Origin of the sequence: Sphingomicrobium lutaoense (assembly GCF_014195685.1) — a bacterium.
In the GTDB taxonomy this organism is placed as follows: domain Bacteria; phylum Pseudomonadota; class Alphaproteobacteria; order Sphingomonadales; family Sphingomonadaceae; genus Sphingomicrobium; species Sphingomicrobium lutaoense.
Genome location: NZ_JACICF010000001.1, coordinates 1,428,191 through 1,450,862, shown reverse-complemented (window position 1 = coordinate 1,450,862; position 22,672 = coordinate 1,428,191). Strand labels below are relative to the sequence as shown.

General features: G+C 64.3%; 25 protein-coding genes and 1 pseudogene. 15 read left to right on the top strand and 11 right to left on the bottom strand.

Going from position 1 to position 22,672, the window contains the following annotated elements; genetic code table 11:
* Positions 1 to 10: 10 nt before the first annotated feature.
* The 4 genes from FHS50_RS07285 to FHS50_RS07270 are packed head-to-tail and all read right to left on the bottom strand — an operon-like array spanning position 11 to position 4,677.
* Positions 11 to 403: a DUF3035 domain-containing protein gene (locus FHS50_RS07285; protein ID WP_183933667.1), complete on the bottom strand. Its 393-nt coding sequence runs from the start codon at positions 401 to 403 to the stop codon at positions 11 to 13.
* The gene (gene lspA / locus FHS50_RS07280; RefSeq protein ID WP_183933666.1) at positions 396 to 884 is read right to left on the bottom strand and encodes a signal peptidase II; all 489 of its coding nucleotides are present in this window, start codon (positions 882 to 884) and stop codon (positions 396 to 398) included. The genes FHS50_RS07285 and lspA overlap by 8 nt, the downstream gene beginning before the upstream one ends.
* Entirely contained in the window at positions 881 to 3,721 is a 2,841-nt protein-coding gene (gene ileS / locus FHS50_RS07275) for an isoleucine--tRNA ligase (protein WP_183933665.1), read from the bottom strand. The genes lspA and ileS overlap by 4 nt, the downstream gene beginning before the upstream one ends.
* A gap of 14 nt (positions 3,722 to 3,735) precedes the next feature.
* On the bottom strand, positions 3,736 to 4,677 hold the full coding sequence (locus FHS50_RS07270) for a bifunctional riboflavin kinase/FAD synthetase (RefSeq protein ID WP_183933664.1): 942 nt from the start codon (positions 4,675 to 4,677) through the stop codon (positions 3,736 to 3,738).
* Between the two features lie 214 nt (positions 4,678 to 4,891).
* Between FHS50_RS07270 and rpsM the strand changes: the two genes are divergently transcribed.
* The 5 genes from rpsM to FHS50_RS07245 all read left to right on the top strand — a co-directional run bounded on the left by rpsM (position 4,892) and on the right by FHS50_RS07245 (position 9,782).
* Positions 4,892 to 5,260 carry a 30S ribosomal protein S13 gene (gene rpsM, locus FHS50_RS07265; RefSeq protein WP_183933663.1) on the top strand — a complete coding sequence of 123 codons (369 nt, stop codon included), beginning with the start codon at positions 4,892 to 4,894 and terminating at the stop codon, positions 5,258 to 5,260.
* Positions 5,261 to 5,310: 50 nt separating this feature from the next.
* The gene (gene rpsK / locus FHS50_RS07260; RefSeq protein ID WP_183933662.1) at positions 5,311 to 5,700 is read left to right on the top strand and encodes a 30S ribosomal protein S11; all 390 of its coding nucleotides are present in this window, start codon (positions 5,311 to 5,313) and stop codon (positions 5,698 to 5,700) included.
* Between the two features lie 107 nt (positions 5,701 to 5,807).
* Positions 5,808 to 6,860 (top strand): DNA-directed RNA polymerase subunit alpha, encoded by a 1,053-nt coding sequence (locus FHS50_RS07255; RefSeq protein ID WP_183933661.1) that lies wholly within the window; start codon positions 5,808 to 5,810, stop codon positions 6,858 to 6,860.
* Between the two features lie 230 nt (positions 6,861 to 7,090).
* Complete coding sequence (gene rplQ, locus FHS50_RS07250) at positions 7,091 to 7,507, top strand: 50S ribosomal protein L17 (RefSeq protein ID WP_183933660.1); 417 nt, start codon at positions 7,091 to 7,093, stop codon at positions 7,505 to 7,507.
* Between the two features lie 91 nt (positions 7,508 to 7,598).
* Complete coding sequence (locus FHS50_RS07245; RefSeq protein ID WP_183933659.1) at positions 7,599 to 9,782, top strand: prolyl oligopeptidase family serine peptidase; 2,184 nt, start codon at positions 7,599 to 7,601, stop codon at positions 9,780 to 9,782.
* A gap of 48 nt (positions 9,783 to 9,830) precedes the next feature.
* On the opposite strand, the gene FHS50_RS07240 is transcribed toward FHS50_RS07245, so the two are convergent.
* The 3 genes from FHS50_RS07240 to FHS50_RS07230 all read right to left on the bottom strand — a co-directional run bounded on the left by FHS50_RS07240 (position 9,831) and on the right by FHS50_RS07230 (position 11,061).
* Positions 9,831 to 10,010 carry a YadA-like family protein gene (locus FHS50_RS07240; RefSeq protein ID WP_183933658.1) on the bottom strand — a complete coding sequence of 60 codons (180 nt, stop codon included), beginning with the start codon at positions 10,008 to 10,010 and terminating at the stop codon, positions 9,831 to 9,833.
* 61 nt (positions 10,011 to 10,071) lie between these two features.
* Positions 10,072 to 10,713 carry a hypothetical protein gene (locus FHS50_RS07235; RefSeq protein WP_183933657.1) on the bottom strand — a complete coding sequence of 214 codons (642 nt, stop codon included), beginning with the start codon at positions 10,711 to 10,713 and terminating at the stop codon, positions 10,072 to 10,074.
* 117 nt (positions 10,714 to 10,830) lie between these two features.
* Complete coding sequence (locus FHS50_RS07230; protein WP_183933656.1) at positions 10,831 to 11,061, bottom strand: hypothetical protein; 231 nt, start codon at positions 11,059 to 11,061, stop codon at positions 10,831 to 10,833.
* A 64-nt stretch (positions 11,062 to 11,125) separates the two neighbouring features.
* Here FHS50_RS07230 and FHS50_RS07225 point away from each other — a divergent pair, with 64 nt between their 5' ends.
* Positions 11,126 to 11,710 carry a hypothetical protein gene (locus FHS50_RS07225; protein ID WP_183933655.1) on the top strand — a complete coding sequence of 195 codons (585 nt, stop codon included), beginning with the start codon at positions 11,126 to 11,128 and terminating at the stop codon, positions 11,708 to 11,710.
* 51 nt (positions 11,711 to 11,761) lie between these two features.
* Here the strand turns inward: FHS50_RS07225 and FHS50_RS10755 are convergent.
* Positions 11,762 to 12,145 (bottom strand): annotated as a pseudogene (locus FHS50_RS10755) (response regulator transcription factor).
* Between the two features lie 216 nt (positions 12,146 to 12,361).
* Here FHS50_RS10755 and FHS50_RS07210 point away from each other — a divergent pair.
* From FHS50_RS07210 to FHS50_RS07180, 7 genes are all read left to right on the top strand, one after another.
* A complete protein-coding gene (locus tag FHS50_RS07210) occupies positions 12,362 to 14,404 on the top strand; it encodes a toll/interleukin-1 receptor domain-containing protein (protein ID WP_183933652.1) in 2,043 nt (680 codons plus the stop codon).
* 96 nt (positions 14,405 to 14,500) lie between these two features.
* Positions 14,501 to 14,845: a hypothetical protein gene (locus FHS50_RS07205; protein WP_183933651.1), complete on the top strand. Its 345-nt coding sequence runs from the start codon at positions 14,501 to 14,503 to the stop codon at positions 14,843 to 14,845.
* 83 nt (positions 14,846 to 14,928) lie between these two features.
* Positions 14,929 to 15,402 carry a hypothetical protein gene (locus FHS50_RS07200; RefSeq protein WP_183933650.1) on the top strand — a complete coding sequence of 158 codons (474 nt, stop codon included), beginning with the start codon at positions 14,929 to 14,931 and terminating at the stop codon, positions 15,400 to 15,402.
* Positions 15,403 to 15,495: 93 nt separating this feature from the next.
* Positions 15,496 to 17,061, top strand: coding sequence for a glutamine-hydrolyzing GMP synthase (guaA, locus tag FHS50_RS07195; protein WP_183933649.1), 1,566 nt, complete (start codon positions 15,496 to 15,498; stop codon positions 17,059 to 17,061).
* A gap of 19 nt (positions 17,062 to 17,080) precedes the next feature.
* Entirely contained in the window at positions 17,081 to 18,442 is a 1,362-nt protein-coding gene (locus FHS50_RS07190) for an MATE family efflux transporter (RefSeq protein WP_183933648.1), read from the top strand.
* A 60-nt stretch (positions 18,443 to 18,502) separates the two neighbouring features.
* Positions 18,503 to 18,856: an ArsC family reductase gene (locus tag FHS50_RS07185; protein ID WP_183933647.1), complete on the top strand. Its 354-nt coding sequence runs from the start codon at positions 18,503 to 18,505 to the stop codon at positions 18,854 to 18,856.
* A 55-nt stretch (positions 18,857 to 18,911) separates the two neighbouring features.
* On the top strand, positions 18,912 to 19,193 hold the full coding sequence (locus FHS50_RS07180) for a DUF427 domain-containing protein (protein ID WP_183933646.1): 282 nt from the start codon (positions 18,912 to 18,914) through the stop codon (positions 19,191 to 19,193).
* On the opposite strand, the gene FHS50_RS07175 is transcribed toward FHS50_RS07180, so the two are convergent.
* Positions 19,186 to 19,677: a hypothetical protein gene (locus tag FHS50_RS07175; RefSeq protein WP_183933645.1), complete on the bottom strand. Its 492-nt coding sequence runs from the start codon at positions 19,675 to 19,677 to the stop codon at positions 19,186 to 19,188. The genes FHS50_RS07180 and FHS50_RS07175 overlap by 8 nt on opposite strands.
* Before the next feature lie 11 nt (positions 19,678 to 19,688).
* Positions 19,689 to 20,210, bottom strand: coding sequence for a hypothetical protein (locus FHS50_RS07170; protein ID WP_183933644.1), 522 nt, complete (start codon positions 20,208 to 20,210; stop codon positions 19,689 to 19,691).
* Positions 20,211 to 20,302: 92 nt separating this feature from the next.
* Here FHS50_RS07170 and FHS50_RS07165 point away from each other — a divergent pair, with 92 nt between their 5' ends.
* A complete protein-coding gene (locus FHS50_RS07165; RefSeq protein ID WP_183933643.1) occupies positions 20,303 to 21,136 on the top strand; it encodes a LysR family transcriptional regulator in 834 nt (277 codons plus the stop codon).
* Here FHS50_RS07165 and FHS50_RS07160 read toward each other — a convergent pair.
* The gene (locus FHS50_RS07160) at positions 21,133 to 21,618 is read right to left on the bottom strand and encodes a methyltransferase family protein (RefSeq protein ID WP_183933642.1); all 486 of its coding nucleotides are present in this window, start codon (positions 21,616 to 21,618) and stop codon (positions 21,133 to 21,135) included. The genes FHS50_RS07165 and FHS50_RS07160 overlap by 4 nt on opposite strands.
* Before the next feature lie 81 nt (positions 21,619 to 21,699).
* Between FHS50_RS07160 and panB the strand changes: the two genes are divergently transcribed.
* Positions 21,700 to 22,566: a 3-methyl-2-oxobutanoate hydroxymethyltransferase gene (gene panB / locus FHS50_RS07155; protein ID WP_183933641.1), complete on the top strand. Its 867-nt coding sequence runs from the start codon at positions 21,700 to 21,702 to the stop codon at positions 22,564 to 22,566.
* Positions 22,567 to 22,672 lie beyond the last annotated feature (106 nt).

Genomic DNA, 22,672 nt, shown 5'->3' with positions numbered 1-22,672 from the left:
ATCGCTCTTCTTACTGCGGCACGTCGGCCGTTGCGTCCTGCCCGTCGGTTTCGGGGGCAGCGATGATCTTCGAGGTATCGGCGCCCTTGTCGACGACGCGGGTGTCCGGATCGCCGGCGGTCGAACGCGTGCCGACGGTGCCGCTGTTGCTGCCCGCCGCCTCGATCGCGGCGCGTTCCACTGCGCTGCGGGGAGCAGGGCCGCCGAACAGGGCTTCGATCGCCTGCGCCTGCGCGCCGGTCGCGGTCGAGGACACCGTGCCCGCAGCGGGCGGCTCGAGCGTATAGTCGGGCGGAATGACGAGCGGCGCGTTGCGCTGCACCGCGAATTCGTCGAGCGAACCGCCGCTGCCGCAGGCGGTCAGCGCCAGGGGAGCAGCAAGCAGGATGAGCGTCTTACGCATTCGATTTCTCCTTGGGGGCCGCCATGAAAAAGGCCCGGATCAATAATATCACGACACCGATGCTAATGGCCGCATCGGCAATGTTGAAGACATAAAAGGGCCGGAAGTCACCGAAATGCAAGTCGAGGAAGTCGACAACATAGCCGAGACGAACCCTATCCACGATATTCCCCAGCGCGCCGCCGAGGATCATCGCGAGGCCGATCTGGTCCCAGCGCTGCGTTTCGCGGCGGAGCCACCAGCCCACGATCGCGGCAATCGCCGCGGTTCCCGCGACCAGCAGCCAGCGCGAAAGGTCATCCTGCGCCTGGAGCATGCCCAGGCTGATCCCGCGGTTTTCGACATAGGTGAAGGCGAAGATGGGCAGGAGGTCGATCCGGCCGACTTCGCGAAGCTCGAGCGGCCCGAGCATGATGAACTTGGTGATCTGGTCGGCAATGAAGATTGCGAGGGCGATCAGATAGGCGGTGGTGCGGTTCATTTCAGCACCTCTTCGCAACGGGCGCAGAGGTCGCCGTCTTCCTTGACCTCGGGCAAGTGACGCCAGCAGCGGCCGCACTTGGCGTGGTCGGTCGGTGTGACGGATAGCTGGGTGCCGGGGTGGACGGTGGAGGTGATGAAGAGTTCCTCGAGGAGCGTAGGATCTTCCCTACTGTCGACGGTGACCTCGGCCTGCAGGCTGGAGCGGATCTTCTTTTCGGCGCGGAGCGGTTCGATCGCCTCGTTGACCTGTTCGCGGAGCGCGATGAGCTTTTCCCAGCGGGCCGCGAGCGCTTCGTCCCGATGGTCGCCGATTTCGGGCCACTCGAGCAAATGGACGCTGCCGCCGTCGGGATAGCGGGTGCCCCATACCTCTTCGGTGGTGAAGACGAGGACGGGAGCGAGCCAGCGGACCATCGCGTGGAAGAGCATGTCGAGCAGGGTGCGATAGCTGCGCCGCTTCAAGCCGCCGGGCGCATCGCAATAGAGACAGTCCTTGCGGATATCGAAGAAGAAAGCGCTCAATTCCTCGTTGGCGAAGTCGGTGAGCATGCGCACATAGCTGTTGAAGTCGAAATCATCGACCGCGCGGCGCAGCTTGTGATCGAGCGTCGAGAGCTGGTGCAGCATGTAGCGTTCGAGTTCGGGCATGTCGGCGGGAGCGACGCATTCGTCCTCGCGGAAGCCGTCTAAGGCGCCGAGCATGTAGCGGAAGTTGTTGCGCAGCTTTCGATACTGGTCCGAGACGCCCTTCAAAATTTCATCGCCGATGCGATGGTCCTCGGTGAAATCGACGCTCAGCGCCCAGAGGCGGATGATGTCGGCGCCGCTGGTTTCCATCACCTTCAGGGGATTGACGGTGTTGCCGAGGCTTTTGGACATCTTCTTGCCCCTGGCGTCCATCGTGAAGCCATGGGTGAGCACGGCTTCATAGGGCGCGCGGCCGCGCGTGCCGCAGCTTTCCAAGAGGCTCGACTGGAACCAGCCGCGATGCTGATCCGAGCCTTCGAGATAGAGATCGGCGGGCCAGCGCTGTTCGGACCAGTCGCCGCTTTCGAGGACGAAGGCATGGGTCGAGCCGGAATCGAACCAGACGTCGAGAATGTCGCGGACCATTTCATAATCGTCGGGATCGCGGCCTGCGCCCAAGAACTCGGCGGCGCGCGCTTCGTCCCAGGCATCGACGCCTTCTTCGCGGATCGCGGCGGTGATGCGGGCATTGACCTCGGGATCGACGAGCAGTTCGCCCGTTTTCTTCTCGACGAACAGGGCGATCGGCACGCCCCAGGCGCGCTGGCGGCTGATCAGCCAGTCGGGGCGGCCCTCGACCATCGCCTGGATGCGGCGGCGGCCCTTTTCGGGGACGAAGCGCACGCGGTCGATCTCGTCCATCGCGATTTCGCGCAGCGTGGGGAAATCGTCGACACCGCCATTGTCATTGGGTTCGCCCCCTTCTTCCTCCCACCGTTCCTCGGCGAGGCTCTTGGGATCGAGATGGTGGAGGGGACGGTCGATGGCGATGAACCATTGCGGAGTGCAGCGGTAGATGACCTTGGCCTTCGAGCGCCAGCTGTGCGGATAGCTGTGGGCATAGTCGGCGCTGGCCGACAGCAGCGCGCCCGCTTCCCTGAGGTCCGAACAGATCGGGCCATCGGGGGCATTGAAGGGCTTGTTGATCACGCTGCGGCGCCGTTCGTCGTCGCCGCCGAGCCAGGGCCAGTCGTCGCGGTAGCGGCCATCGCCCATCACCGCAAAGACGGGGTCGATGCCATTGGCCTTGCACAGTTCGAAATCGTCCTCGCCATGGTCGGGGGCCATGTGGACGATGCCGGTGCCGCTGTCGGTGGTGACGAAATGGCCCGCGAGCAGCGGACGCGGGCGAGCATAGAAGCCGCCGAGATGATGCATCGGGTGGCGAGCGACGGTGCCAGCGAGTTCGGTGCCTTTGAACCGCATCCCCTTGGTGAGAGACCGTTCGCTGCCGATCCGTGCCTGGAAAGCATCGAACAGACTTTCGGCGACGAGCCATTTCTCGCCCTGACTGCCTTCGGCCAGCACATAGTCGACCTCGGGCCCGTAGGCGAGCGCCTGGTTCACGGGGATCGTCCACGGCGTCGTCGTCCAGACCACCGCGTGCGCGCCGACGAGTTCGGACAGCTTGCTCTCGACGATCTCGAAGGCGACGTCGATCTGGGGGCTGTCGGCCAGATCCTCATATTCGACCTCGGCGTCGGCGAGCGCGGTTTGCTCGACCGGGGACCACATCACCGGCTTGGCGCCGCGATAGAGCTGGCCCGTCTCGGCGAACTTGAACAGTTCGGCGACGATCTGCGCCTCGGCCTCGGGGCGCATGGTGAGATAGGGGCGGTCATAATCGCCGATATTGCCGAGCCGCTTGAACTGCTCGGTCTGCACCTTCACCCATTTGGCGGCATAGTCGCGGCATTCGGCGCGGAATTCCTTCGCCGGGACGTCATTCTTGTCGCGCTTCTTCTTGCGATACTGTTCCTCGATCTTCCATTCGATCGGGAGACCGTGGCAGTCCCAGCCCGGCACGTAAGGCACGTCCTTACCCAGAAGGCTTTGCGTGCGGACCACCATGTCCTTGATGGTCTTGTTAAGGGCATGGCCGATATGGATATCGCCATTGGCATAGGGCGGGCCGTCGTGGAGAATGAATTTCTCGCGCCCCGCGCGCGCCTTGCGCAGCTGGCCATAGACATCCTCTTCTTCCCACTTGGCGAGGATCAGCGGCTCTTTCTGGGGGAGGCCCGCCTTCATCGGGAAGTCGGTCTTCGGCAAAAAGACCGTTTCTTTGTAATTGGGTTTGTCGGACATATCGGGCGTGGGCCTTATTCGGTAGGAACGCCCGCGGCAAGCAGTCGCTTGGCCTCGGCGGCATCCATGTCCATCTGGCGCTTCAATGCGTCCATGTCGTGGAAGGCGGCCTCGGGGCGGAGATAGTGAAGGAGATCGACCTCGATCGCCTGGCCGTAGAGATCGCCCGAAAATTCGAACAGATGTGCTTCCAGGAGTTCCTTGGGCGGATCGAACATCGGGCGCACGCCGAGATTGGCGACCCCGTCATGTTCGCTGCCGTCGGCGAGGCGCACGCGCACCGCATAGATGCCGTAGGCAGGCCTCAGATAATGGCCGAGTTCGACATTGGCCGTGGGCCAGCCCAGTTCGCGCCCGCGCTTGTCGCCATGAACAACCGTGCCGCGAATCGCGAAGGGGCGAGTGAGGAGGCGCGTGGCGGTATGCGGATCGCCTGCCTGCAGCGCCTCGCGGATGCGGCTGGAGGAGATGATGCCCTCTTCGCTTTCGACCGGGGCGACGGCCTCGGCCTCGATCCCCGCGGCGGGGCCAAGCGCCTTCAGGAGGTCGGCATTGCCGCCGCGGCCCTTGCCGAAGGTGAAATCCTCTCCCGTGACCACGCCCGCCGCGCCGAGCCTTTTGCCGAGGAGCTCGGTGACGAAATCCTCGGCGCTGGTGGAGGCAAGCGCATCGTCGAAGGCGAAAACGAGCATGGCATCGGCGCCCGCGCCCGCGAACAATCGCTCGCGCTGGTCGAGGTCGGTCAGGCGAAAGGGCTTGGCATCGGGGCGGAAGTGGCGCACCGGATGCGGATCGAAGGTGGCGACGATCGCGGGGCGTCCCTCGTGCGCGGCGCGCGCCACCGCCCGCCCGACCACGGCCTGGTGGCCGAGATGAAAACCGTCGAAATTGCCTAGCGCCAGGATGGCACCGCGCAAGGCATCGGGGATGGGTGTATCAAGAGTGAGCCGCTGCATCGGCATTGCTCTATAGATCAGGCGCGGTGTTGCAAGTGCGAAGGCTTGACTCCGACCCTTCCCAAATCTACATGGCGCACATCCCGCGAGGACGGAACTCGGCGGCGCACTTGTTGCGCGCGCCATTTTTTCGTTGTTTCGACGGGAAAATAAACGCTTTGAGATGGAATCGTCGGGTGCCCGCGGTTCCGTGGAGCCGAGGAGTAGAATTTTTATGGCACGTATTGCGGGTGTCAACATCCCGACCAACAAGCGCGTCGAAATCGCGCTGACCTACATCCATGGTATCGGTCACACGACCGCCAAGGAAATCACCAAGAAGCTGAAGATCGCGCCGGAACGTCGCGTGTCGGACCTCACGGACCAGGAAATCCTGCACATCCGCGAGACCATCGACGCCGATTACACGGTGGAAGGCGACCTGCGCCGCGAGACCGCGATGAACATCAAGCGTCTCATGGACCTCGCCTGCTATCGCGGCCTTCGTCACCGCAAGGGCCTGCCGGTCCGCGGCCAGCGCACGCATACCAATGCGCGCACCCGCAAGGGCAAGGCCAAGCCGATCGCCGGCAAGAAGAAGTAAGCGGCCGGTCCGCTTTCTTCCATAGCATCAAGCTTTAAGGAATTTTCGAAATGGCACGTGAACCGCAACGCGTTCGTCGCCGGGAACGCAAGAACATCACCGCTGGCGTCGCGCATGTGAACGCCTCGTTCAACAATACCATGATCACCATCACCGACGCGCAGGGCAATGCGATCAGCTGGTCCTCCGCGGGCATGATGGGTTTCAAGGGCAGCCGCAAGTCGACGCCCTATGCCGCGCAGGTCGCCGCCGAAGATGCGGGCCGCAAGGCACAGGAACATGGGGTGCGCACCCTGGAAGTCGAAGTGAAGGGTCCCGGCTCGGGCCGCGAAAGCGCGCTGCGTGCGTTGCAGGCGGTCGGTTTCACCATCACCTCGATCCGCGACGTGACGCCGATTCCGCACAATGGCGTGCGTCCGTCCAAGCGTCGCCGCGTCTAAGCGCCCTCGCGCTGATCGCAACCCGACGGGACCTGACGTCAGTCCCATCGGTTGACAGATAAAGACAAGAAAGGCGGGGGACGCCCCGCCGCAGGGCAAGGAAACCTATGTCGATCAACGCTAAAAATTGGCAGGAACTGAAGAAGCCCAACGGCCTCGACCGCAAGCCCGGCACCGATGCCAAGCGCAAGGCGACCTTCATCGCCGAACCGCTCGAACGTGGCTATGGCATGACGCTCGGCAACTCGCTGCGTCGCGTTCTCCTGTCGTCGCTGCAGGGTGCCGCCGTCACCTCGATCAAGATCGAAGGCGTTCTGCACGAATTCTCCAGCCTCGCGGGTGTGCGCGAGGACGTGACGGACATCGTCCTCAACGTGAAGCAGATCGCGCTCAAGATGGAAGGCGAAGGCCCCAAGCGCCTGCAGCTTTCGGCAACCGGCCCGGGTGAAGTCACCGCCGGCCAGATCGCCTGCCCGGGCGACATCGAGGTCACCAACCCCGACCTCGTCATCTGCCATCTCGACGAAGGCGCGACGCTCAACATGGAACTGACCGCCGATGTCGGGAAGGGCTATGTCCCCGCCGCGATGAACCGTCCGGCCGATGCGCCGATCGGCCTCATCCCGGTCGACAGCCTCTACAGCCCGATCAAGCAGGTCGCCTACAAGGTGGACAACACCCGCGTCGGCCAGGACCTCGACTATGACAAGCTGTCGCTGACCATCGAGACCGACGGCACCGTGACCCCTGAAGATGCCGCCGCCTATGCCGCGCGCATCCTGCAGGACCAGCTCCAGCTGTTCGTCCACTTCGACGACAGCGCGATCGCTCCGGCGCCCGCGCAGAGCCAGGGTGCTGCCGAAGGTGGCCAGGACACCAACCAGCTCAACCGTTACCTCTTGAAGAAGGTCGACGAACTCGAGCTGTCGGTGCGTTCGGCCAACTGCCTCAAGAACGACAACATCATCTATATCGGCGATCTCGTTCAGAAGACCGAAGCCGAGATGCTGCGTACGCCGAACTTCGGCCGCAAGTCCTTGAACGAGATCAAGGAAGTGCTGGCTTCGATGGGTCTGCGCCTGGGTATGGAAATCCCCGGCTGGCCGCCCGAGAATATCGAGGAAATGGCGAAGAAGCTCGAGCAGGAACTGCTTGGCTAGGCTGTCTCTCGCCTGACAGAAGTGGGGCCGCTTCTTCGGGGGCGGCCCTTCTTTCTTCGAGGGAAGCGATTGCTTGACTCTGCGGGCCGAATCCTCTTTAGGCGCGCGGGTGTGAGAAGCGGGGGGCCGACCTTCCGCTCTTTTCATGTGACGGGATATGGGGCGGCTCCCTTAAAGTCCGCCTGGCTGGGATTACCTCGTACGGATCCCCGACGAACGGAGAAGAGATTATGCGCCATCGTGTTGGCCATCGTAAATTGCAGCGTACCTCGAGCCACCGCGCGGCCCTGCTGCGCAACATGGCGGCGGCCCTGATCAAGCATGAGCAGATCAAGACCACCACCGCCAAGGCCAAGGAACTGCGTCCCTATATCGAAAAGCTGATCACGCTGGCCAAGAAGGGCGGGCTTTCGAACCGTCGCCTGGCTTATTCGCGCCTCATGGACGATGCGCAGCTGACCAAACTGTTCGACGTGCTGGCGGACCGCTACAAGGATCGTGACGGCGGTTACAGCCGCGTGATCAAGGCGGGCATCCGTGCTTCGGACGCCGCGCCGATGGCGGTGATCGAGCTCGTCGATCGCGATGTCGATGCCAAGGGACAGGACTCCGGTCCGGTCGAAGTGGCCGAAGACGCGGACGCCTGAGCGAAACGCGATAAGCGGGGCTCTGGCCCCCTAGACATGAGGGCGCTGGCTGTTCATTCACTCGGCGCCCTTTTTCTATGCGGAGATCATCATGCGTTTTTTGTCCCTTGCTGCCATCCTGATGGCGACCACGGCGTGCACCACCACCATGGATGAGCCGGGGAAGGTGCCGCAGGTCGATCCGGTGAGCGCGATGGAAAAGGGTGCGCCGATCATCGCCTATCCCGAGACGCGCAAGGGCGATGTCGTGGAGACGATCCACGGGGTAACGCTGGCCGATCCCTATCGCTGGCTCGAAAATGACGTGCGCGAGGATGCCGAGGTGGCGGCCTGGGTCGAGGCGCAGAACGAAGTCACCGATGCCTTTCTCGACACGCTTGACGGGCGGGCCTGGTTCAAGGCGCGGATGACCGAGCTTTACGATTACGAGCGGATCGGGGTGCCGACCGAAAAGGGCGGGCATTATTTCTACCGCAAGAATGACGGGCTGCAGCCGCAGTCGGTCCTTTATGTCCGGCACGGCCTCGACGGCGAGGAAAAGGTGCTGATCGATCCCAATCTGTGGGCCGAGGACGGGGCCACCGCGCTGGCGGGTTATGTGCCCACCGAGGACGGATCGAAGATCCTCTATGCGATCCAGGACGGCGGTTCGGACTGGCGCACCATCAAGGTGATGGATGTCGCGACCGGCAGAATCCATGACGACGAAGTCGAGTGGGTCAAATTTTCCGGCATGGACTGGGCCAAGGACGGATCGGGTTTCTATTATTCGCGCTTCCCGGCGGTCGAGGCCGAAGGCAAGTTCACGGGCCTCAACGAGAACCAGGCAGTCTATTTCCACAAGCTGGGCACGCCCCAGTCGGCGGACGTCAAGGTGTTCGCGCGGCCCGACCGGCCCGATCTCAACAATATCGCGCAGGTGAGCGATGACGGGCGCTGGCTGATCACTACTTCGTCGAGCGGCACCGACGACCGTTATGAAATCGCGCTCATCGATCTTGAGCAGCCGAGCGCGGGGCCGCGGGTGCTGATCCCCGGATACGACTGGAACTACAGCTATGTCGGCAATGTCGGGAGCGACTTCTATTTCATCACCAACGAAGGGGCGCCGCGCCTCAAGCTAGTGAAGATGGACATCCGCCAGGGCACGCCCGAGAAAGTCACGATCATCGCCGAGGACGAGGCCACGCTCGACGGAGTGAGCATGGTGGGGGGCAAGCTGATTGCCAACTATCTGGTCGATGCCAAGAGCGAGATCCGCGTTCATGCGCTCGACGGCTCGCTTGAGCGCAAGGTCGAGCTGCCCGGCATCGGCAGCGCCGACGGTTTCGGCGGCGACATGGACGATCGCCAGACCTTCTACAGCTTCTCGAGCTTCGCCCAGCCCGCGACGGTCTATCGCTACGACATCGCCAGCGGCAAGAGCGAGGTCTGGGCCGCGCCTGAAGTGGCGTTCGACCCGGCCGACTATTCGACCGAGCAGGTCTTCTACACCTCGAAGGACGGGACGCGCATCCCGATGTTCATCACCCGCAAGAAAGGTGTCGAGGGACCCGTGCCGACGCTGCTCTACGGCTATGGCGGGTTCAACATCTCGGTCACGCCGGGCTTCAATCCGGTGCGGCTTGCCTGGCTCGATGCCGGGGGCGCCTATGCGGTCGCGAACATCCGTGGCGGGGGCGAATATGGCAAGGCGTGGCACGATGCCGGACGCCGCTTCAAGAAGCAGAATGTCTTCGACGATTTCGCCGCGGCGGGCGAATGGCTGAAAGCCAATGGCGTGACCACGCGCGATGGCCTCGCGATCGAGGGCCGGTCGAACGGCGGCCTGCTGGTCGGTGCGTCGATCAACCAGCGGCCCGATCTTTTCGATGCGGGCCATGCCGCGGTGGGCGTGATGGACATGCTGCGCTTCGACCGCTTCACCGCCGGGCGCTATTGGGTGGACGATTATAACTATCCGTCCAAACCCGAGGATTTCCGCTACAACCTGACCTACTCGCCCTATCATAACATCAAGGCCGAGATCGATTATCCCGCGGTGCTGGTGACCACTGCCGACACCGATGACCGCGTGGTGCCGGGACATAGCTTCAAATATGTCGCGCGCCTGCAGGAAATGGCGGGCCCCGAGGACGAGCCGATGCTGATCCGCATCGAGACCCGCGCCGGGCATGGATCGGGCAAGCCCACCGACAAGATCATCGAGGAAGCCAGCGACGTCGCGGCCTTCCTCGCCCATTTCACGGGCCTGTCGGTTCCCGCGAGCGAATAGAATGGATCGGCCCGGCTCCCTTTTTCGAGGAGACGGGCCGAGCCTTTCCTAGAGGCCGATCGAAACGCCCAATTGGGCAGTGACCTTGCCGTCGCCGCTATTGCCCGCGAGCCCGCAGCCGACCGCCAGCCGGTCGCCGATCCGCCCGGTAAGGCTGCCTGCCAGCGCCTGCGCGCTACCATGGGTGGCGGCATTGATCGAGAGAGTAAGAGGCGCGCTGGTGCGCATAAGAAAGGGCCGGAAGATCGCTCCTCCGGCCCCGCCAAGGTGACGGCTGTTGCCCGCTCGATCAGTAGCGAACGACGCAGCGCTGGCGCGGTGCGGGCATCACCGCCCGGACCTTGCCTTTCTTGGAATAGACCGAGACGCAGCGGTTGCCTTGCGGATTGTACCACAAGCTTTCCATGCTCTTGCGGTCGCGGCTGTAGTGGCTGATCTGGCGCCAGCCGCCATGGCGTAGCATGTCATAGGCGCGGGCGTCGCGTTCGCCCACGACCCGGGCAGGAGCGATGGTGGGGCCGCTGCGAAAGCGGTCGTCATGACGGGTATAGCGGTCGTGATAGTGATAGCGGTCGCGGCCGTCGTAGCGATGCTGATCGTCATAACGGTCGTCGCGGTCATAACGATGATGATCCTCATGACGGTCATGGCGAGTATAGCGGTCGTGATCGCGGTAGCGGTCGCCTGCATAGCGGCGATGTTCCTGCATCACCTGCTCGGCATAGCGCAGTTCGCGACCATCGCAGGCACGCGAGGCATCGACGCGCTGGCCGCGCCGGTCGAATTCGACTTGGCAGTCGCGCGCCATGGTGACGCTGGTCCCGCGTGCATGGTCGCGGACATGGGGATAGGATTGGGCTTGGGCGGGAGCGGCGAGGGCCAGCATTCCGGCGGTCGCAATCGCGGCAGTGGTAACGACTTTAAGCATCATGACACCTCGGACTCTCATTGTTTGGAGAGCCCCTTATGCCTGGTCGAGGTTGAACGGATGATGCGTTGCCCGTTCAGCAGCGGGTAAGGCACCCGCCGCCGAACGCGCGAGGTGTGGCTAGAGTCCGAAGGTGACCGCGCCGCGCACGCCGACCTTGCCGCTTCCGGTGTCGCCCGCGACGCCGCCCGAGAGATAGACGCCATCGGAGACACGGCCGTTGAGCGAGCCCGCGAAGGCGGTTTCGCCGGCATAGGACTGACCGGAGCGTTGGCCCGAAGGCAGGGAAAACCGCGTTTCCTTGCTGAACGGGGGACAACATTTCCGTTCAGCATCAATGAATTGCGACATTGCTAGAAGGGAGGGCGTTCGCCGGAGAAGCGGCGTTTAAACCAGCACCAGGGAGATCGCGTCCATGTCGATCAAGAAGAAGCTTTTCATCGGGGCCGCTGGCCTCACTGCCGCCGCCGGGATGGCCGCCGTCCCCGCACAGGCACAATATTATCCTAACTCGGGATATAACAACAACAACACGACCGGCCAGGTGGTCGGCGCCATCATCAGGGGCATCCTGGGCGCCGGTAACTATGGCAGCTATCCTTACGGCAACTATGGTTATGGCGACCGCTATGGCTATGGCATGTCGGAGCGCACTGCGGTCGATCGCTGCGCCCGCGCTGTCGAGGCGAGGCTGAACCATCAGGGCCGCTATGGCGCCTATGACCGATACAACAGCCGCTACGACCGTTATGGCTATGACAATTATCGCGGCCATGCGCGGGTTGCCGGGATCACCGACGTTCGCCGCAAGAGCTATGGCCTCAAGGTCTATGGCGTGGCGATGTCGGGTCATTCGGCGAGCCAGTACGACCGCTACAACCGCCATGGTTATGGCTACAACACTGCGCCCGACCTCAAGTGGGACTGCAAGATCGATCGCAGCGGACGGATCCGCGACATCGATATCGAGCGCAACGACCGTCGCTATCGCCGCTACTAGAGTTCAGCGAAGCGGGAATGAGGAAGGCGTGGCCGGAAGGCCTCGCCTTTTTCATGCGTGGCGGCGCATCTGCCCCGCGCCCAGGAGCGCTTCCACGCGGACCAGAAGTTCGTCGGGATCGCAGGGCTTTCTCACATAGTCGTCGGCGCCTGCCTGATAAGCGATCGCTTCGTCGGCGCGGCTGGTGCGGCCGGTAAGCATCATCACCGGGATCGAGCCGCCGGTATGGGCGCGCACTTCGCGCAGCGCCTAGATGCCAGTGGTGCCGGGCATTGAGCAATCGAGGATGAGAAGGTCGGGCATCTTGCGCGCGGTCACCTCGGCAACGGCCTCGCCGTCGCCGGTCGCGCCGACGATGTGGCCTGCCTGTTCAAGAAGCGTGCGGACGAGGAAGATGGTGGTGGGATCGTCATCGGCGATGATGATGCGGGCCATGGCAACACTTCTCCTGGGTGGGAGAGGCCAGTCTGGCGGCACAAGGTGAAAAGCCAATTGCCGAAGGGTCCGAAACGGACCGAGCCCGGCAGGGGGGTACAGCAGCCTTTCTAATCTAGATTATTGTCCTATTCAATTTTCAGCGGAAAACTGGCATATAGCCATGCCTTGAGCGGCAGCCGAGTCGGGCCGAGCCGCCGAGAAAGGAGGGCGCCCGTGGGGGAGCGCCGATACAAGGCCTTCCTGTCCTATTCCCACCGCGACAAGGCGGTCGCCAACTGGCTGCACCGTGCGCTCGAGACCTACCGGTTGCCCGAGGACCTTGTCGCCGAGGGGGCGCCCGAGCGACTCCATCCCATCTTCAAGGACCGCGAGGAACTGGCCGCCGCCGATGATCTGGGCGCGGCGATCCGCGAAGCGATCCACGAGAGCCAAGCGATGATCGTGCTATGCTCGCCAGACGCGGCGGCATCGCCCTGGATCGCCAAGGAAGTCGATGCCTTCAAGCGCGAGCATGGCGATCGCGATGTCTATCCGGTCGTGGTGGCGGGCGAACCGCCCGACAATTTTCCTCCACCGCTTCGGACCCATTATGAGCATGGCGCGCCCGGCGAGGGACTTGCCGAGCCGGTCGCGGCGGATTTGCGGCCCGAAGGCGACGGCCGCAAGCTCGCGAGGCTCAAGCTGGTCGCGGGGCTGGCGGGGGTGCCGCTCGACCGGCTGGTGCAGCGCGACCAGGCGCGCAAGCAGAAGAGGCTGGCGATGGTCGCGGCGGCGTCGCTGCTGGGCATGGTGGGGACGAGCGGGCTGGCGCTCTATGCCATCGACCAGCGCGACGAGGCCCGCGAGCAGCGCGCCGAGGCCGACGGGCTGATCGAATTCATGCTCACCGATCTTCGCAAGCAGCTGGAACCTGTCGGGCGGCTCGAACTGCTCGACAGCGTGGGCGCGCGCGCGCTCGATTACTATGCGCGGCAGAAATTGAAGGAGATGTCGCACAGCGAATTGGGACGACGGGCGCGGGCGGTGCAATTGGTCGCCGAAGTGCAGAATTTGCGCGGCAACAATGAGGCCGCGCTTCCGGCTTTCCGCGAAGCGGCGCGCACCACCGCCGAACTGCTGGAGCGGCGGCCGGACGATCCCGAGGCGATGTTCAACCATGGGCAGAGCCTGTTCTGGGTGGGCTATATCGCATGGCAGCATGAACGGCTGGACGAAGCGCGGCGCGCGCTGCGCGGCTATGCCGACATTTCCGAACGGCTGGCCGCCAAGGACCGGACCAACCTCGATTGGCAGATGGAAGCGGCCTATTCGCAGACCAATCTCGGCGCGCTGGCGGTCGAGGAAGGACGGCATGAGGAAGCGCTGGCCTATTTCGAGCAGGGAGTGCGCGATACCGAACGGGTCGCCCAAGCCGAGGGACGCCCGCCTGCGCGAATGATCTCTGTCGCCGAGGCGGAAAGCTGGGTTTCCACGACGCTGGCCAGCCTCGGGCGCTGGCGCGATTCGGCCCGCTCGCGAATGCGCCAGATCGAGGTCTATCGATCGATCCTGGAGCAGGATGCGAACAATCATGACGCGCTCCAGGGGCTGGTCTTCGCGCTGGGCCAGATGGGCATGATCCACATGATGACCGGCGAGCATCGCGCCGCGCAAAGCGATCTCGACGAAGCGATCGCGGGAGCGCGGACGCTGCGCGCCGCCGATGCGGACAATACGCTGTCGGTCGAACTGGCGCTCGATGCCTGGATCAACCGGGGGCTTCTCCATTTCGCGCAGGGGCGCGACCAACTGGCGCGGGAGGATTTCCGCACCGCGCGGGAGCTGGCCGCCGATCTCGCCCGCCGCGACCGGGACAATCCGGTCTGGAACAAGGACAATCTCGCGCGGGTGGACCTGCATGAAGCGCTGACCGTCGAGAAGGCGATGGCGCCGCGCGCGATGGCGGAACTGGCGGGTCGATGGATATCGCGGCTCGCCGACGAGCCGGTCAAATATGAATGGGAACTGGTGGCCGCGCATTTGCTGCACGGCGAAGCGATGCGCCGCGAAGGACGGGCCGGCGATGCGCGGACCGCCTGGCGCAAGGCGCTGGCGGTGGCAGGCAAGGAGGCCGACCCGAACGGTTATCGTTCGCTGGCGCTCAAGGCGGCGGCGGCCGAGCGGTTGGGCGAGCGGTCGCGGGCGCGCGAATATCGTGGCCGGTTGCAGAGGATGGGGATCGACCCGCCGATCGACGAGGGTTTGACGAGTTCATAGGGCAGGAGGCGTTGGTGAAGGTGCGGCCCGTGGCCGCTCGTGCCCCTTGGAGGAGGAAGCGGAACGGCCGCTTCCCGTGACAAAGGAGAAGCAAGGATGAGCAAGCAGACGAGCGGCGTGGGTGCCGTCACCATTACGGTCGATGACCAGCGGCAGGTGAGCTATGATCCGGAGGACGTCACGCCCGATGAAAACAACAATATCGAGATGACGCTGCAATCATCGGGGACCAAGCAATGGTCCTTCATGCAGAACAACCCGGTGACGATCGCCAACCCGCAGGATTTCACCAGCCGGTTGATCGACGACACCCATCTCAACGTCAATGACACGGGTGCCGACAAGGCACGCAACCCGACGCACCAATACACGGTGCATGTGGTGAGCAATACCGGCGAACATTGCGATTTCGACCCGATCATCCGAGATCGGGGCAATTGAGCGCCGAGCGGGCGGTCCTTCGAAAGAAGGGCCGCCCGTCCTTATTCAGGGCAGGAGTTTTTTCAACGGGAGGAGAAAGGGAGATGGCACAGGTAGTAAGTGTGGACGTCAGCGTGAAGGATGTCGTCTGGGACAGCGTCGACAATGTCTATCGCGGGCAGTTCAAATATCAGCAGAAGAGCCCGTCCAATCCCAAAATTATCGGGAAAACCGGCAATATCGATGCGAGCGCGGTGAACGATTCGCTCGATCTTACCTTCAATCTCAAGACCAAGAAGGTGAAGATCGGCGGCACCGATTATGACGTGTCGCTGAAAAATCCGGTCAATCAGAGTGTGCTTCTCGGCAACGGGATTCTCGACAAGCCCACCAACCCCGCGCCGCCCTCGGGTGGGCCCATCACCGTCAATCCCGGCGGCACGGACAGCTTCGTGATGAGTGACAGCAATGATAATGGCGGCAAATACAGTTATGCGCTGGAACTCCATGTCGACAAGGATGGAGGCCAGAAGCTGATGGACGATCCGATCATCATCAACCGCCAGCCGAGCGCCTGACGGCCTTTCCGACGGCCAGCCGCCCCCGCTGGACAGCGGGGCGGCGCGCCCCTATCGAACGCGCCAATCGAAGTGGCGCGAAAGGCTTGGGGCATGAGTGTGGCGGAAGAAGTTGGCGAGACGATCCTGATCGTCGATTTCGGGAGCCAGGTCACCCAGCTCATTGCGCGCCGCGTGCGCGAAGCGGGCGTCTATTGCGAGATCGCGCCCTTCGCCACTGCCGAAGAAGCCTTCGAACGGTTGAAGCCGGGCGGGATCATCCTGTCGGGTTCGCCCGCGGGCGTGCCCGAGGAAGGCTCTCCGCGCGCGCCGCAGATCCTGTTCGACAGCGGGCTTCCCATCCTCGGCATCTGTTATGGCCAGCAGGTCATGACCCACCAGCTCGGCGGGCGGGTCGAGGCCGGGGACAGCGGCGAATTCGGCCGGGCTTTCCTGACCGTCACCAAGCAATGCGCCCTGTTCGAGGGGATGTGGGAAGTGGGCGAGCGCCACCAGGTGTGGATGAGCCATGGCGACAAGGTCACCCAGTTCGCGCCCGGTTTCGAGATCGTCGCCACCAGCGACGGCGCGCCCTTCGCGGTGATCGCCGACGAGAAACGCAAATATTATGGCACCCAATTCCATCCCGAAGTGGTGCACACTCCCGACGGGGCGCGGCTCCTGGCCAATTTCGTCCACCATGTCTGCGGGCTCAAGGGCGACTGGACGATGGGCGCCTATCGCGAAGCCAAGATCGCCGACATCCGCGCGCAGGTGGGCGACGGCAGGGTCATCTGCGGCCTGTCGGGCGGAGTCGATTCCTCGGTCGCCGCAATCCTCATCCATGAAGCGATCGGCGACCAGCTGACGTGCGTGTTCGTCGATCATGGCTTGCTTCGCCTCAACGAGCGCGAGCAGGTCGAGACGCTGTTCCGCGACCATTACAACATCCCGCTCGTCGTGGTGGATGCCGAGGAACGCTTCATGAAGGGGCTCGAAGGGGTCACCGATCCCGAGGCCAAGCGCAAGTTCATCGGCGGCGAATTCATCGGGGTGTTCGAGGAAGAAGCGAAGAAGCTGGGCGGGGCCGATTTCCTCGCGCAGGGGACGCTTTATCCCGATGTCATCGAGAGCGTGAGCTTCACCGGCGGGCCCTCGGTGACGATCAAGAGCCATCATAATGTCGGCGGGCTGCCCGAGCGGATGAACATGGAGCTGGTCGAGCCCTTGCGCGAACTGTTCAAGGACGAAGTGCGCGAACTGGGGCGCGAACTGGGGCTCAATGACCAGTTCGTCGGGCGGCATCCCTTCCCGGGGCCGGGTCTCGCGATCCGCATTCCGGGCGAAGTCACCAAGGAGCGGTGCGACATCCTTCGCAAGGCCGATGCCATCTATCTCGACGAGATCCGCAAGGCCGGGCTCTACGATGCGATCTGGCAGGCCTTCGCGGTGCTGCTGCCGGTGCGCACGGTCGGAGTGATGGGCGATTATCGCACCTATGACAGCGTCTGCGCCTTGCGCGCGGTGACCAGCGTCGATGGCATGACCGCCGATGTCTATCCCTTCGACGCGGGCTTTCTCACCAATTGCGCGACGCGGATCGTCAACGAGGTAAAGGGGGTCAACCGCGTGGTCTACGACTATACCTCCAAGCCGCCCGGAACGATCGAATGGGAATGACGGGGGGGCGCGCGCAGGCATGACCTCGCCGCACGCCCGGCTGGTCTCGGGCTCCATCGCGGGCCATCTGTGGGCGCAGACCTCGCCCATGCTGCTGGGCGTGGCGGCGATCATGTCGGTGGGCATCATCGATGCCTATTTCATCGGCCAGCTGGGCTCGGCCGAATTGGCCGCGGTGAGCTTCATCTTTCCGGTGACGGTGGCGCTGTCGAGCCTTGGCGTGGGGCTGATGGCGGGAACGAGTTCGGTGGTGAGCCGGGCGCTGGGCGAAGGCGATCATGACAAGGCCTGGTCGCGGGGCAATCTCGCCATCGCGCTGGCAGCGATCGCGGGATTGAGTTTCGCGGGGTTGCTGCTGCTCGTCCGCTTGCCGCTGTTCCGCCTGATGCAGGCGGAACCCGAACTGCTTCCGCTGATCGATGCCTATATGGTGCCTTTCGCGATGGGCTATCCGCTGTTCTTCCTGATGTTCGGGATCAACGGGGGGTTGCGCGGGCAGGGGGCGGCCAAACGGTCCTCGGCGATCCTCATTGCCTACGCGGCGGCCAATTGGGTTCTCGATCCCATTCTCATCACCGGGGCTTTCGGCTTTGCGGGGTTCGGGATCGCGGGGGCGGCCTATGCGACCATCGGCGGATGGATGATCGCCGCGACGCTGGGCTTCTTCATGTTGCAGAGCGGGACGATCCCCTTTTCGCTCAACCGGTTGCGCGGGCTCGACTGGGGGGTCGGGACGAAGGCCATCGCGCGGGTGGCAGGGCCGGCGGCCTTTTCCAATTCGGTCAATCCCATCGGCCTTGCGGTACTGACCGCGCTGGTCGCGGCGAGCGGGCAGGACGCGGTGGCGGGCTTTGGCGCGGGCGGGCGCTTGCAGAGTTTCGCGGTGGTGCCCCTTCTTGCCCTGTCGGGGTCGATCGGGGCGATCGTCGGGCAGAATTGGGGAGCGAGGCGGATCGACCGGGTGCATCGTGCGCTCCTGCTGGCGGGTGGCTTCTGTCTTGCCTACGGGCTGGTGACCGCTGCGGCGCTGGTGTGGGCGCGCGAGCCGCTGGCGGCTTTGTTCAGCGAGGACGAGGCGATCCGCGCAGAGATCGGGCGCTATCTGGCGATCGCGGCCTGGGGCTATGCCGGATATGGGCTTCTCATCATGGGCAATGGCGCGTTGAACGCGGTCGACAAGGCGGGAGCGGCGCTGGCGCAGTCGCTGGTGCGGGTGCTTTTGGTGATGGTGCCGACGGGGCTGGTCCTGCGTGCCGCATGGGGCGCCGAGGGCGTCTACGCGGCCGAGCTGGCGGCCAATCTTGCCGGGGGGACGATCGCGGCGGCGATGCTTTACTGGCTGTTCTGGCGGCATCCCGAGGCGATCCACGAGCAGAGCTGAAGCGAAGGCCCCTTCACGCGGGGAGTTGCAGCGGCGGGGGCGGGGCGCTAGGGGGCGGCCATGGCTGACATCACACTTTACGGCATTCCCAATTGCGACACGGTCAAGAAGACCCGCGCATGGTTCGAGAAGCGCCAGATTCCCTACAGCTTTCATGACTATAAGAAGGCCGGGATCGAGAAGGAAAAGCTCGAACTGTGGGTGCTCGAAAAGGGGTGGGAGCCGATCCTCAACAAGCGCGGCACCACCTTCCGCCAGCTTCCCGACGTGCTCAAGGAAGATATCGACGGGGACAAGGCGATCATGCTGATGAGCGCGCATCCCTCGATGATCAAGCGGCCGATCGTCGAGATCGATGGCGAGCTGATCGTCGGCTATGATTCGACGGCGTACGAGACGCTGCTCGGCCTCTAGCCATCCGGAACATCGCGGGGGCGCCTTCCGTTCATGGCATCGAAGGAGAGATGCCATGGTCAAGGCGATGTGGAACGGCGAAGTCATCGCCGAGAGCGACGATACGGTCGTCGTCGAGGACAATCATTATTTCCCGCGCGACAGCGTGAAGATGGACCGGCTGGTGCCGTCCGAGCACACAAGCCATTGTCCGTGGAAGGGCGAGGCTTCCTATTATTCGATCAAGGCCGGCGGGGTGACCAATGCCGACGCGGCCTGGACCTACAAGGAACCCAAGGAAGCGGCGAGCGAGATCAAGGATCGCATCGCCTTCTGGAACGGGGTCGAGGTCAGCTAGCCATTCCCGCGAGCCGGGCGACGAGCAGTTCGCGGCGGGTCTCGCTGCGGTCGATGATGCGCGCAAAGAGGCTGACGACCAATCCGGTCAGGGCAAGCGCGGCATAGGGTACGACCGGCCAGTGCGAAGTGCTCGACAGCATCAGGAGGCCCGCGCCGAGCGCCGAAAGCATCAGCAGCATGTCGGCCCCGAACATGGTCATGGTGCGCAGCCGCACCGTGCCCCCGACAAGCATCATCAGCCCGCATACCAGCCAGGCAGCGATCACCATGCGGTCGCCCTGCGCCACGCCGAGGCGCGTGGTGGCGGCCAGGCCCGGCACCCCGATCCAGTGCGCGAGCGCAAAGACCGAGACGCCGAGGCCGCCGAGCGCCGCGACCCGGTCACAGAAATTGCGACCGGCATGCGGCGATGCCGGGACGGGACGCTGGCGAGGGGTGGGTGCCATTTGCGTCGCGCCAGTGGCGTCGGGAAGAGGTGCCATGACCAGGGAGCCTAGCGGCGGGCCATGAGCGCGCGCTGTTCGAGCGCAGTGCGTTCGCGGACGGCCTTGTCGAGACGGTCCTGCGCCTTGCGGAGCGCCGAGGCCGATTTGGATTCGCGTTCCTCGGCCTTGCGCCATTTCTTCGCGCCGTCTTCATGCTTGCGTTCGTGAAGCGCCCAGTCGTCGGCGGATTCGGCAAGCTTCTTCGCCCATCTGTCGGCCATTTCGGCATGGCCGGTGGGCGGAGGCGAAGCGAGCAGCCGCTCGTAAGACTGGCGTGCGTCGGCCGAACGGGACAAGGCCCGGTCCTTGGTCGCGGCGATCTCGGCAAGCTTGCTCATGTCGCGGGCATGGTCGGTATGGAGGCGGTTCACGTCGCGGCGCAGCTCGGCCTCCTTCTCGGATAGCTTGACCCATTCGCCTTCGGCGGGCGAACCCGCGATCGAGGCGGGCGGAATGGCCTGAGCGAGCGCGGGAGCGCCACAGGCGAGCGACAGGGCCGAGGCCATGGTGAAGACAGTCAGTTTGATCACGGGAAATCCTTTCATTCCCCGCCTGTAACGGTACGCCCTTATCCGGTATATCGGGATTGTCTGAAGGTTAAATCCGGTATAACCGGATAATCATGCAGATCGATTTCCTCCGGACCTTCGTGGCGGCGGCTCGCGCCGGGAGTTTCGGTGCGACGGGGTTGGTGGTCCATGCCAGCGCCTCGACGGTTACCGACCGGTTGCAGCGGCTCGAGGAGCGGCTGGGGGTGCGATTGTTCGAGCGCGACCGCGGAGGGTGCCGGTTGACCGTGGCGGGCAACCGGCTGCTGCCGGTCGCCGAGCGGATCGTCGATGCATGGGACGGAGCGCGCGCCGATGCCCAGCTTGCCGAGCGGTTCACCGACCGTATCGTCATTGGCGGGCAGACCGCGCTTTGGCCGGGCCTGATGCAGCATTGGCTGGTCGAGGCGCGGGCCGCGCATCCCGCGCTGGCGTTCGAGGTGACCGCAGGGGCATCGGCGCGGCTGGGGCGCGACCTAGTGGCCGGGCTGATGGACCTGGCGGTGACCTATGCGCCGCTGCTCGAGCCCGGGATCGCCGCGCGCAAGCTGGTCGACGACCAGCTCATCCTCGTTACCGGGGGCGAGCCGTCGCGATGGCGCGAGGATTATGTGCAGGTCGAATGGGGCGGAGTCATCGGGCGGCAGATGATGGCGATGATCGACTTGCCGCCCGGCAATGGCCTTGTCCTCGATCTCGGCGCGCAGGCGGCGCATTGGTTGGCCGAACAGGCGATGGCGGGCTTCATGCCCGCGCGGCTGGTGCGCGAGCGGATCGCTTCGGGCGAATTGCGGCGGGTGGAGGAGGTCGAACCCTTCGACTATCCGATCTTCGCTTGCTGGCGCCGATCGGCCCAGCATCCGGCGGCCGAGGAATTGATCGGGTCGCTGGGGCGCTTCCTACGCTAGATCCAGCGCTTGGTCGCGGCCTTGTAGGCGCGATAATCGTCCCCGAACTTGCGTTCCATATAGCTCTCTTCGCGGCGGATGACGCCCCGGTCGATCACCACCACCGCAAGCACGAACAGCGCCAAGAGGAGGAGGCAGGCGGCGATCAGCGTGATGCCGAAGAAGATGAGCGCCATCCCCAGATACATGGGATTGCGCGTTCGCCGGTAGATGCCGCCGGTGACCAGCGCGGTGGTCTCCTCCCAGGGTTCGGGCGGGGTTTTGGCCTGGCCGAAGCGGAGCAGCGCGAGGACGATGATCACCGCGCCCGCCGCCGCCAGCGCGCCGCCAGTGAGGGCACGCGGCAGCCAGGGCAGGATGGTTTCGGGAACGTCCATGCCGCCGATGGTGGCGTGGATCCACAGCCCCAGAGCGAGCGGGATGCCGTAGATCAGCGGAGGCGGAGCGATGACGCCCGCGATATCCTTGTCCTTGCCTGCCATCCGAGCCGGTCCTTCCCCAGATCTGGCCCCAGTTTTCGCCAGCCTAGCGCGCTCGCCCGCCCCCCGCTAGAAGCTTGGGCCATGAGCAAGATCACGATCGATACCGATACCAGCCGGGCGACGCCCGCGCCCAAGCCGGGCAAGCGCATGACGGTGCCCAAGATCCGGGCGCGCAAGGGCGATCCCGAGGCCGAACCGCTGGTGATGCTGACTGCCTATACGATGCGGCAGGCGCAACTGCTCGACGCGCATTGCGACATGCTGCTGGTCGGGGACAGCCTCGGCAACGTGATCTACGGGCTCGACAGCACCGTGCCGGTCACCATCGAGATGATGATCAACCATGGCGCGGCGGTGGTGCGCGGATCCTGGCACGCGCAGGTGACCGTGGACATGCCCTTCGGCAGCTATGAGGAATCGAAGGAAGTCGCCTTTCGCAATGCCAGTCGCATCCTCAAGGAAACCGGCGCGAGCGCGGTCAAGCTCGAGGGCGGGGAAGCGATGGCCGAGACCATCCATTTCCTCAACGCGCGGGGCATTCCGGTGATCGGTCATGTCGGCCTCACTCCGCAGGCGATCAACCTCCTCGGCAGCTATCGCGCGCGGGGGCGCGACGAAGCCGAAGCCGCCAAGGTGCTCGCCGATGCGCGTGCGGTGGCCGAAGCGGGAGCCTTCGCGCTCGTGATCGAAGGCGTGATGGAAGAGATTGCCGACGAGATCACCGAAAGCGTGGATATCCCGACGATCGGCATCGGCGCCTCGGCAAAGTGCGACGGGCAGGTGCTGGTGACCGAGGACATGCTGGGGCTGTTCGAGCGGGTTCCGCGCTTCGTCAAACGCTATCATGACCTTGCCGGCGAGATGAGCGATGCGGTCGAGCGCTATGCCGCCGAAGTGCGCAGCCGCAGCTTTCCCACCGATGAGCAGACCTATCGTCCCAAGGGCTGAAGCCTGCCCGTCGCGCCAGGCGCGGCGGGGGAGGGGTCATGTCCCCTTTGCCTTTGGCAAAACGCCGCGCTAGGGGGTAGCCAGCTTCTGTTCACCCGGGGTGGGA